11 protein-coding genes are annotated in these 11,108 nt (G+C 59.1%); 2 read left to right on the top strand and 9 right to left on the bottom strand.

All coding sequences use genetic code 11. The annotated features are described in order from the left end of the window. From AC2FM5_RS17980 to AC2FM5_RS17950, 7 genes are all read right to left on the bottom strand, one after another. Positions 1–195, bottom strand: a 195-nt coding sequence (locus AC2FM5_RS17980; protein WP_496737227.1) for a Gfo/Idh/MocA family oxidoreductase, incomplete at its 3' end; no start/stop codon positions are given. Further along, positions 192–1,694, bottom strand: a complete 1,503-nt coding sequence (locus tag AC2FM5_RS17975) for a UxaA family hydrolase (RefSeq protein WP_496737225.1) — start codon at positions 1,692–1,694, stop codon at positions 192–194. The genes AC2FM5_RS17975 and AC2FM5_RS17980, both read right to left, overlap by 4 nt. Before the next feature lie 24 nt (positions 1,695–1,718). Continuing rightward, the gene (locus AC2FM5_RS17970) at positions 1,719–2,669 is read right to left on the bottom strand and encodes a phytanoyl-CoA dioxygenase family protein (RefSeq protein ID WP_496737223.1); all 951 of its coding nucleotides are present in this window, start codon (positions 2,667–2,669) and stop codon (positions 1,719–1,721) included. A 10-nt stretch (positions 2,670–2,679) separates the two neighbouring features. Further along, positions 2,680–4,302 (bottom strand): TRAP transporter large permease, encoded by a 1,623-nt coding sequence (locus AC2FM5_RS17965; RefSeq protein ID WP_170357470.1) that lies wholly within the window; start codon positions 4,300–4,302, stop codon positions 2,680–2,682. Continuing rightward, positions 4,302–5,144 (bottom strand): TRAP transporter small permease subunit, encoded by an 843-nt coding sequence (locus tag AC2FM5_RS17960; protein ID WP_174819626.1) that lies wholly within the window; start codon positions 5,142–5,144, stop codon positions 4,302–4,304. The genes AC2FM5_RS17965 and AC2FM5_RS17960 overlap by 1 nt, the downstream gene beginning before the upstream one ends. Before the next feature lie 16 nt (positions 5,145–5,160). Then, complete coding sequence (locus AC2FM5_RS17955) at positions 5,161–6,330, bottom strand: mandelate racemase/muconate lactonizing enzyme family protein (protein WP_496737220.1); 1,170 nt, start codon at positions 6,328–6,330, stop codon at positions 5,161–5,163. Between the two features lie 78 nt (positions 6,331–6,408). After that, on the bottom strand, positions 6,409–7,422 hold the full coding sequence (locus tag AC2FM5_RS17950) for a TRAP transporter substrate-binding protein (protein ID WP_093961716.1): 1,014 nt from the start codon (positions 7,420–7,422) through the stop codon (positions 6,409–6,411). Between the two features lie 198 nt (positions 7,423–7,620). Here AC2FM5_RS17950 and AC2FM5_RS17945 point away from each other — a divergent pair, with 198 nt between their 5' ends. After that, positions 7,621–8,271, top strand: coding sequence for a GntR family transcriptional regulator (locus AC2FM5_RS17945; protein WP_170389667.1), 651 nt, complete (start codon positions 7,621–7,623; stop codon positions 8,269–8,271). Here the strand turns inward: AC2FM5_RS17945 and denD are convergent. Together denD and AC2FM5_RS17935 are read right to left on the bottom strand one after the other, a co-directional pair. Further along, complete coding sequence (gene denD / locus AC2FM5_RS17940) at positions 8,268–9,236, bottom strand: D-erythronate dehydrogenase (RefSeq protein ID WP_496737218.1); 969 nt, start codon at positions 9,234–9,236, stop codon at positions 8,268–8,270. The genes AC2FM5_RS17945 and denD overlap by 4 nt on opposite strands. Further along, positions 9,233–10,117, bottom strand: coding sequence for an NAD(P)-dependent oxidoreductase (locus AC2FM5_RS17935; RefSeq protein WP_496737217.1), 885 nt, complete (start codon positions 10,115–10,117; stop codon positions 9,233–9,235). Before AC2FM5_RS17935 ends, denD begins: the two co-directional genes overlap by 4 nt. Positions 10,118–10,311: 194 nt before the next feature. Between AC2FM5_RS17935 and AC2FM5_RS17930 the strand changes: the two genes are divergently transcribed. Beyond that, the gene (locus tag AC2FM5_RS17930) at positions 10,312–11,070 is read left to right on the top strand and encodes an SDR family oxidoreductase (protein WP_496737215.1); all 759 of its coding nucleotides are present in this window, start codon (positions 10,312–10,314) and stop codon (positions 11,068–11,070) included. The last annotated feature ends 38 nt before the right edge of the window (positions 11,071–11,108 follow it).

The following is an 11,108-nucleotide window of genomic DNA, read 5'->3' as shown; positions in this document are numbered from 1 at the left end:
GCGGGTCGGCGTCGCGATGATGACACCATCCACTGTGTCCTGCACCTCGTCCATACTGGCAAAACGCGGCGCGTCGATCTGGATTGAGCCATCCGGATCGGCCAACCCGACCAACGTGCAGCCGGGATGCTCAATGACGGCGCGGACGTGGCGGATACCGATCAATCCGCCGCCGGCTACGAGGATATGTTTCACATCACCGCTCCGATTTGCCAGGGAACGAATTCGTAATCACCCAAGCCCTGTGCCTCGGACTTGGTTCGCGCGCCGGAGGCGACTTGGAGCAGCCGTCGGTATATCTCCTGTCCTTTTTCTTCGACGCTGACGCCTTTGGTCAGAATGTCGCCCGCGTCCACGTCCATGTCTTCGGGCATACGCGCCGCCAATTCGGAATTGGTGGCGATTTTCAGTGTTGGTGCCGGTTTGGACCCAAAGGCCGACCCGCGCCCCGTGGTAAAACACACAAGGTTGCACCCGGCCGCGATCTGGCCGGTCACCGAGGCCGGGTCGTATCCGGGGCTGTCCATGAAGGTGAAGCCTTTGGCGGTGATGGGTTCGGCGTATTTGAATACACCGGTCAAAGGGGTGGTTCCGCCCTTCGCCGCAGCCCCCAGCGATTTCTCGAGGATGGTCGTCAGACCCCCTTGCTTGTTGCCGGGGCTGGGGTTGTTGTCCATCGAACCGTGATTGCGAGCGGTGTAGTCCTGCCACCAATCGATCAGTCCGATCAGTTTTTCCCCAGTTGCGCGGTCAAGGGCACGGCGGGTCAAAAGATGTTCGGCTCCGTAGATTTCGGGCGTCTCCGCGAGGACACCCGTGCCATCTTGAGCGACCAACAGGTCGCAGGCATGTCCGAGCGCCGGGTTCGCCGTCACACCGGACCAAGCGTCCGATCCACCACATTGCAGCGCAACCATCAGTTCAGACGCCGGGGCTTCTCTGCGCTTTGCCTCATTGGCAATGGGCAGCATCTGGTTGATCTTGCTGATGCCCATTTCCACGGTCCGACGCAACCCGGCAACGTTTTGGATGTTCATCGTCTGGAAGGTTGGACTCTGCTTCAACCCATATGCGTCCAGCAGCCAGTCGATCTGGTTCATTTCGCAGCCCAGACCGACCATCAGAACGGCAGCGTGGTTGGGATGTTTTGCAAACCCCCACATGACCCGTTGAAGAGCTTCGAAACCGTCGCCGGAATCTGCCATTCCGCAGCCCGTTCCGTGGACAAAGGCCACCACGCCGTCGACATTCGGATACGCGGCAAGCTTGTCCGGCGTGAAGTGGTTAGCGATCGTGCGGGCCGCGGTAGCAGAACAGTTCACGGTGGTCAGAACCGCAATGTAATTGCGCGTGCCGACCCGACCGCTGTCCCGATGGTAGCCCATGAACGTATCGACCGAGGTGGCGGGTCTCATAGGCCTGTGATCCGTCGCAAACTCATAGTCCACGCTGGTGTTTCGGAACTCGACATTATGGGTGTGTACATGATCGCCGGGGTGGATCGGTTGGGTGGCGTAACCAATGATCTGGGCGTATTTTCTGACCGGATCGCCGGGTGCAAGGGTCGCCGTGGCGACCTTGTGGCCCGATGGGATGCGCGCATTGGTCGTGACGCCTTCGACCACACTGCCGGCCTCCAGCAGCCGAGTTGCAACCACCACGCTATCCGTTCGATCTAAACGTACAAAAGTCATAATCAGCTTTCCTGGCGGCTGCAGCTAGGCGCAGAACGGCGAGTCCGATGTCCACCGGTGAATATCTATATGCGGCTGTCCAGACAGCTTTGCTCGCGCCGCCTCCCAATTGGATTTGCAGACACGCCAATCCCGCAGCTCGGTTTCGGGGCGCGATCTGGATCTTGCGATGAAGCTGGGGAAATGGTCTCGACCGGTGGGTTGGCCTGCCGCACTGAAGCGGATGTCGAACGACCAGCGGAACCGGTCCGTTTCGTTGACCAGCGACGCATGTGGCGTCAGCGGGTGAAACAGGATGACCCCGCCCGCCTTGACGGGCAAGGGCACGGCTCGGTCTTCGTCAATAAACCCGTCGGCAATGCCTGTCTGCGTGCGCGCGCAATGCGGCAGGATGGATTGGTCCTGTGCCTTTGGCAGCACTTGCAGGCAGCCGTTCTCGATCGTTGCATCGTTGACGGCAATCCAGACAGTGACCATGTCGGTTTGGTCCGCATCCTCCAACGCAACTGCCCGGTCCTGATGCCAGTCTGTTGCGGTGATATGCGCGCGCACCTCATCCTTGGACAGCTTGAGGGCGGGGGGCTTCAGCCGAACGTGCTGGATCGGATTGCTGACCAACTCTGGCCCGATCAACTGCTCGACGATGTCAAGCATGGGCTGGGCCGTCAGCAAGTCGAACACTGCGGGTCCTATATGGAACGGTGTGTCAGCCATGATCCGGTCGCCGGGCAATGAGATGTCCAGCGGCTGGAAATAGTCGCAACCGGCCTGATAAGCGGACAGAAGTTTGTCCCAGAATGACATCCCGGATGGTTCGTCCTTGACCAGCCCTTTTTCGTACCAACCGTCAAAGAGCCGGTTCAGGACATCCGAGTATTCGGCTTGCACCCGATCAAGGACGTCACCGGGAATTACATCCTCGACCACGAGGTATCCGTCCGTCTGGAACTTGCCAATCTGATCTTGTGTCAGCATGGGTGCAACCTCACAAAAGCAGCGCGATGATGCCCGGCCAGATCAGAAGAACGGAAAGCGCCAGCAGCTGGATCCCGATGAATGGCAGGAAGCCGCGGAAGATATCCGTCAGGCTGATATGCGGCGGGGCCACCGATTTCAGGTAGAACGCCGCCGGGCCGAACGGGGGCGACAGGAAGCTGACCTGCATGTTCATACAGAACACGACGCCGAACCAGATCGCGACATGGCTGGGCTGCAACTGGCCGATGAGTCCGATTTCCTCGATGGGAAGGCGCAGAACGATCGGTAGAAAGACCGGAATGATCAAAAGCACGATGCCGACCCAATCCATAAACGCGCCCATGAACAGCAGGATCAGCATCATAACCAGAATGACCAGCATCGTCGGCAGGTCCTGCCCAACGATCAGATCGGCCACGTATTGGGGCCCGCCGGCAATGGTGTAGGCACCCGCCAGCGCGGCGGCGCCGATGGTGACCCAGATGATGGTGCCTGTGGATTTGAGCGTTCGCATCAAGCTGTCCCAAACCAGCTCGAACGATCCCTCGCCCCGCAGGATGGCGATGATCAGAACGGCGAAGGCGCCCATGCCTGCTGCCTCGGTGATGCCTGTGATCCCGCCATAGATCGAGCCGAGAACGACGCCGATGACGACCAGCGGCGCGACGAGGCCTTTGCCCATTTCCCACCCGATTTTGGCGCGCTCTCTGCCAAAGACGAAGAAGATCAGCAGAAGGGCGACGATCGTAATACCGGCAAACCAGGGCAGGTAGTCAGCTGTCCCCAATCGCGCGGGCTCGCCTTGGCTGGCAGCGTTCGAGCCGGAAAGCTCGAAAAACGCGGCCCGGATAAACAGAACGGTGGAAAATCCGGCGACGACGATGCTCATGAAGGCGGCAAACAGTTTGCGCTTTTCAGCCGGTTCGGGGTCGCTCGGGTCCGGTTCCGGAAGCGGCGCGTGGTGAGGATTCAGCCGCGTGCGAATGATGATGTACAGGATGATCATCGAGGCCAGCATGAAGCCGGGAATGAAAGACGCCGTGAACAGCGACTTGATCGAGGTTTCGGTGATCAGCCCATAGATGATCAGAACGATCGAGGGCGGGATCATGGTCCCCAGCGACCCCGAGGCGCAGATGACGCCGATGGCGAGGTTCTGATCGTAGCCGAGGCGCAGCATCTGGGGCAGGGCGATCAGACCCAGCAGGACAACCTCACCACCGATGATGCCGGACATGGCTGCCATGATCACCGCCATGATCGAGGTCACGATCGCAATGCCGCCGCGCGTTCTGGACAGCCAGACATTCAGCGACGAATACATGTCGCGCGCGATCCCGGATCGCTCCAGCAGCGATGCCATGAAGATGAACAATGGCACGGATATGAGCACGTAGTCCGTTAAGAGCCCATATATCTTCTGCGCCAGAATATAGAGTGGCCCAGTCCCGGGGCGTCCGGTCAGAATGCCATCGCCGAATGAAAACGGGTTCAAAAGAAGTGTCGGCTCGAACTTCAGAACAAGAACCAGAACCGCAAGCGAGGCCGAGGCCAGACCCAGGGGCATCCCGATCGCCAGAAGCACGATCAGGGCGACCATCAGGATGAGTGAGATCGTTCCAATATCCATCAGTCTTGTCCCACCGCTCGTTTGATCATTTCAATTTCGTCTTCGTCCGGTTCATCCGTGTGGATTTCCGGTTCTTTGTTCCAATCCGCGATCAGGTTCAGAACGGCCTGCATGGCGACCAGGGTGATCACGATCAGGACCATGGGCTGCAACGTCGCCGGGATCGGCGGGTTGAAGGCCGAGCCATATAGCTCCCATTTGTAGAGTTTGTTGACGAAAACCTGCTGATAGCTGCCGTAGACCAGAAAGAACGCGAACATCACGATCAGGATGGTCGAGATCGTGTCGAACACCCGCTGCAACCAGCGAGGAACCGCATCATACAGCAGAAAGATCCGGATATGGCTGCGTTGCTGCATGGCATAGTAGCCGGACATCAGGAACACGAAGCTGGCGAACCACAGTGTCATCTCGTTGGCCCATTCGGTCGGCTTTTCGAGGATGTAGCGCATGAAGACTTCGTACAGCATCACCACCGTCATGATGGCGATCATCATCATCGTGACCCGGCCGATGAAAAGGGCGAAGCGGTCCATCGCAGTCGTGCCCTCGTATTCCATCGCGGCCGGCTGGACGGTCTTGGTTCCGATCACCGCAAGGATCGGCAGCAGTATCAGCGCGCCGATATCGACAATGTCGACAAATCCGCCGAAAACCCCGGTCATTTCGGGCGTCACGTCGCTGCGCAGATAGATTTCCGTTACCTGGCTTTTCAGAGATTCGGACGTGTAGGGCAGCCAGTCCAACAGGAAGGCCGGCAGATGCCAGACGAGCCAACTGGCCGTTGCGACGAAGGCGAGCGGGATGAGCCACTCCAGTATTCCGCCTGAGTTTTTTTGCATCACGTAGCCCTCGTCCTTATCCGTCGATCCGGTGGTGATCGATAAATTCCAGGTCCGGCTCGACACCCAGTCCGGGGCCGGTCGGGATCGTCACGCGGCCTTTGTTGGCCTTGACTTGTTTCTGTATCTCCAGCGGAACGGTCAGCAGATCGTCGCGAAACTTGTTGTCCGTGGTGTCGAATTCCAACATCGGTTCCCAAGGGTGCAGACCGCCCGGAATTGCCGGCATTGCCGCGAGCAGATGCAGGTTGGTGGCCACAGCAACCGCACTTCCCCAGACGTGATTAACGACCGGGGTGAAGTGTGCGTGGCACAGCGCAAGTACCCGCAGATACTCAGAGATTCCGCCCAACGCGCATACTTCGGGCTGAGCGATATCGACACCGCGGTTTTCGAGAAACGCGCGCCATGCCCAGCGATTGAACACAGCCTCGCCGCCGGAGATATTGACCTTCAGCCCTGCGCGCAGTTCGCGATAGCCGTCAAGATCCTCAGGGGCCACCGGCTCTTCGAACCAATAGGCGTCAAGCTCTTCCAAGGCGCGGCCAACATGAAACGCGTCCGAGGTCGTGTAGGCATGATTTGCGTCGACCATGAAGGGGAAGTCGTCTCCAACCCCGCGACGCACCGCCTTGCAGAGCTGCACGTCCGGTTTGGGTCCGAACCCGGTCTTCATCTTGGTGGCGACAAACCCCATGTCCTTGATCGTTGCGGCTTCGTCCTTGAACCGGGCGGCAAGGTCGGCGATCGGCTCATCCCGCAGCATCATCCCGTAGCCGTAGCAGGGAACGCTTGTCCGATGCGCGCCGCCGATGAGTTTGTGCAGCGGCAAACCGGCCACCTTGCCGACGATGTCCCAAAGGGCGATGTCCACGCCGGACAGCGCCTGTATCGGCATTCCGCCTTGCCCATGATCTCGCAGAAGGTTGTACACCTTGTGCCAGATCACGTCCTTGTCCAAAGGGTCCAGCCCCAGAACCATCGGCTGAATGACCTGTTCAACGATGGATTTGTTGGCTCTTGCTACGTTGCCGGGGCCAAAACAATCTCCCCAGCCGGTCACGCCTTCGTCGGTTTGAACCTCGACCAGATGGGTTGTGCGCTTGTCATAATACTGCTGCGAATACCCCAGGACTTCGGGCATCTTGTACTGCAGTACATGGCTGGTGATCTTGGTGATTTTCATGAAATGCAGGGTCCCGGGCACATTCGGAGAGGCCGTCAGCACGGCCTTTCCGATTGTCGTTGAATGGCCGAAGCCCGATTATTGCATTGCGCCCAGATCGCGCAGGAAGTTGATGTGGCTTTCCAACAGCGCCTTGGCCTCTGGGGTCGTGGCGAACTCGGTCCACCCGACCTGAACGGCTGCGCGGTAGGCGGCCAGATCTTCCGGCGACCACTCATACAGCTGAACGCCTTTGGCCTTCAGGTCCTTGGCGGTCTGAGCGTTCTGCACTTCGTTGATCGTCGCATTGTGCAGCGCCAGGCTGTCCATCGCGACTTCCATGATCTTTTTGTGATGTGCAGGCATCGCGTCCCAAACGTCCTTGCGGCAGGCCAGATGGTCTGCGGGCATCGAGTGAAAGCCGGGATAGTTCGTGTGACCGGCGATTTCGTACAGACCCAGACCCACGTTGTTGGTCAGGTTCGCAGCATCCGCGCCGTCGATGATGCCGGTTTCCAGAGCGGTGAAGATTTCGTTGAAGTCCATCACGATCGGCGACGCGCCCAACTCGGCAAAGACCTTGGTGGCCAGGCCCGGGGGCGAACGGAATTTCCAGTCTTTGAAGTCATCGACCTTGGCGATCGGCTTGGTCGAGGCCAGAGATTCCGGCCCCGGGATCCACCAGCCGATGAATTCCATGTCGTAGCCGTTGTACAGGTCATTGACGGCATCTCTGCCGCCACCGTGCAGCAGCCATGCCATTTGCTGATAGGGGTTCTGATAACCGCCCAGCAGATCGCCCGCGAACTGGAAGGCCGGGTTTTTGCCGGTCTGATAGCCGCCGCCGGTCATGTCGCAGTCGAGGATGCCTGTCGCCGCGGCATCGAAGGTTTCGACCGATTTGACCACCGAGGACGAGTAGAACATCTCGACTTCGATCTCGCCGTTCGACATTTCCTGGATGTCTTCGACGTATTTTGCCGCCATCTGCCCGGACAGCGTCTCGGGCGAGAAATGGGTTTGAATTCTGAGCTTGGTCGTTTCAGCCACCGCGAAACCGGCCGCCATCGTCGTTGCTACGGCCGCAACAGCCGCTGTCTTGACTATTTTCATATTGTCCTCCCAGACGTTGAGCAGTGCGCCGGGTAGGAGATCTTGCCGCCTCCCTTGTCGACACGCTGCTAGACGTTAAGCGGTCGAATCGAATGCAACAAGTAAAATATGAAATTTTCAAGAATTTCGAGATTCTTGCAATAAATCGAAAATACGACTAGGACAATAAGTGGCCAGACCTGAAAGGTGCAAACCGGAATGAATGAAGAAGTAGATATTTATCAGCACCTTAAAATGCGTCTGATCTCGAACGGATTCGAGCATGGTGCCAAGGTTCGGGCCGAAGAGTTGCGCAAGGACTATGGGTGCTCGGCCAGCACGGTTCGCGAAGTTCTTTTTCGTTTGTCATCCGTGGGTTTGGTGGACTTTCAGGAGCAGAAGGGCTTTCGCGTCCCGAAGCGTTCACCGCAAAAACTGATCGAGCTGACCCACATCCGCGTTTTGCTGGAGGGAGAAGGCACCGCAATGTCGATCCGCAACGGCGGGGTGGATTGGGAAGCCAGGTTGACCGCGGCGCATCACAAGCTGAGCCATATCGAAAAGCGCATTCATGCCACCGACGACCCCAGCGAGTTGATCGAGATCTGGTTTGCTTCGGAAAAGGAATTCCATCAAACGCTGATCTCGGCCTGCGGATCGGAAACGTTGAAGCAGATGCATGGCCGCATCTATGCGCAATTCCGGCAGCAGCTGATGGTGGCGGACCGGCGGTTCGAGTTCATCTCCGAGAACATCCGGCATCACGCCGACATCCTCGAGGCCGCATTGTCCGGCGATGAGCAACTGACCAAGCAGAAGATTCATGACCACCTCAAGCGCCATCTGACGGGCAAGACGATGGGCGACTAAGCGCGGAAGTCATCCTCAAGATAAACGCGGATGATGTCTTCAAAGCTCGATTCTGCGCAGAAGCCCAGCTCGAGCGCGCGGTCGGTTTGAAAGTCGCGTGGCCAGCCTTTGACAATGCGCTCTATGTCGGGGTCGGGAACATGCTTGATCAGGTTGACCGCGCCTTGACCGGCGACAGTGCGCAAAGCTTCGATCTGTTCGGCGACCGTACAACTGATGCCGGGCATGTTCAGGGCGCGCCGGTCGTTCAGCAGCTTCGTATCGAGATCGGCCGCGTGGGTCAGAAATCTTGCCGCTGCCCGAGGGCTGGCGTGCCAGTGGCGAACGGTTTCGTCGACCGGCAGAACCGCCTCGAGCCCGTTCAGGGGCTCTCGTATGATACCCGAAAAGAAGGAGGACGCGGCGGCATTCGCCTTGCCGGGCCGCACGCAGAGCGTCGGCAGCCGCAGGGAGATGCCGTCGATGTATCCTTTTCGACTGAAGTCGGAAATCATCAACTCGGACGCAGCCTTCTGGGCCCCGTAGCTGGTCAGAGGGGCGCACAAGAATTCATCGTCGATCCGTGCGGGGAAAGGGGCGCCAAAGACGGCTATGGACGAAGCGAAGACCAGCCGCGGGCGGTAGGCGCCACTGGTGGCGTTATGCTCGTCTTTCAATGCGTTCAATAGTGACCAGGTCGTCATCAGGTTGACGTCCCAACCGAGGTCAAAGTCAGCTTCTGCCTGACCCGAGACAATCGCGGCCAGATGAAAGATCACGTCAGGGCGCTGAGCGGCCAGAAGCTTGGCCGAGTTCGGGGCCGCGATGTCGCCAACGGTTTTTTCTCCCGGTGCACCCTCGGCCGGAAATGAAAGGTCGAACAATGATACACGGGCGTCCGGGCCAAAGGTCTGTTCGGCCGAAATGTGATGCGCCAGTTTCTGCCCCAGCATTCCACCGCCGCCGATGATGAGGATATGCGTCACGACATGCCATTCCGTTTTCTGAGTTCGAGGTAGAGCGCAGAATGATCCAGCTCGGCCCCATCCATTTCGTTTATCAGGTATTCGAACCGGTCGCGTACGGCTTGCGTATTGGGCAGTTCCAGGCCCAGACCGCGCGCCTCAGCCAAGGTGTTGTCCAGATCCTTCAGCTGAAACTTCGAGAGTCCGCCGGGAACGAAGTCCCGGTTGGACATGCGTTCCCCGTGCTGCTGCAGGATCACGCTGTCGGCAAACCCACCGCGAAGCGCGGCGCGCAAAGCAGCCGGGTCTGCGCCACCTTGTTCGGCCAGCAGGGTTGCCTCGGCAACGGCGGAAATCGTGACGGCCACGATTGTCTGATTGGCCAGTTTGCACGACTGTCCGGCGCCGCTGGGGCCGACATGCACGGGGCGCCCCATGGCGGAGAGGATTGGCAGGACCTCCCGCATGACCTTCTCATCGCCGCCCACCATGATCGCCAGCGAGCCCGCCTCGGCCCCCTTGGTGCCACCGGAGACTGGGGCATCCAGATGCCGCAGGCCGAGAGTTTCGAGTTGGGCCGACTGCGCGCGGGCATGTTCAGGCTTGGCGCTGGACATGTCGATCCAGACGGCACCAGGTTTCAGCTGGTCGCAGAAAGAAGGGTCTTCAAGCAGCGCGCCGGTTGCGTATCCGTCGGCCAGCATGGTCACGATCACATCGGCTTGGGCAACCGCGTGGGCCGGGGTGTCTGCAACCGCGGCACCTTGGTCCGCCAATGGCCGTGCCTTTTCGGCGCTACGGTTCCAAACGGTCAGGGGAAAGCCTGCCGCAAGCAGGTTTCGTGCCATCGGCGCCCCCATTAGGCCGGTGCCCAAAAGGGTCACTTTGCGCTGCTCACTCATGCTTGCTTGTCCTCCTTCGGGCCGCACCACGCATGGTTATAGCCAAACCAAAATCTCTGTCATACGCTAACGGCATCAAGTTCCTGCGCCAAAGCCTGTCGCGTTTCCGTGCAGAATTTTTTGGTGCTGCCCGGTCGCACTCGGGCCCGGGGTCCTGGTGTTTGATCGCAAGTAGTGAAAGGTAAATTTTACATATGTCAGAAAGACTTGTGGGGAAGCGCGTCGTTGTGACGGCCGCCGGACAGGGTATCGGTCGTGCCAGCGCAATTGCAATGGCGCGCGAAGGGGCGCAGGTGTTTGCGACGGATATCAACCTCGAAAACCTTTCTTCGATTCGGTCCGAGAATCTCGAAAATATCGAAATTTTCGAGATGGACGTCACCGATGACGCCAGCGTCGCTCAGGGGGCTGAGCGGGCAAATCCGGACGTGTTGTTCAACTGTGCGGGCTTCGTGCATCACGGGACCATCCTGGACGCCACCGATGAAGAGTGGGATTTTGCGATGGACCTCAATGTGCGGTCCATGATGCGCACAACGAAGGCTGTGCTGCCGGGGATGGTCGAACGGGGCGGCGGCTCGATCATCAACATGTCTTCCGCTTTGGGGTCGATCATCGGCGCGCCCAACCGCTTTGTCTATGGCGCGACCAAAGCTGCGGTTGTGGGGCTGACGAAATCGGTTGCGGTTGATTTCATCACGAAGGGCATCCGCTGCAACTGCATCTGCCCCGGAACGGTCGACAGCCCCAGTTGGCGCGATCGGGTCGAGGCTTTAGCCCAAGAACTGGGCAGCAGGGAAGAAGCCATGGCGCAGTTCGTGGCCCGCCAGCCCATGGGCCGCGTCGCCAAGGCGGAAGAAATAGCGGCACTGGTCGTCTACCTGGCAAGCGATGAGAGTGCTTTCACCACAGGACATACACACATAATCGATGGGGGGTGGTCAGGCCAATGACGAAGATAACAAAGGACGATCTGCGGTCGCGGAAATGG

It is taken from the genome of Ruegeria sp. BHSA162, assembly GCF_059613385.1.
This window is presented reverse-complemented; position numbering and strand designations above follow the sequence as displayed.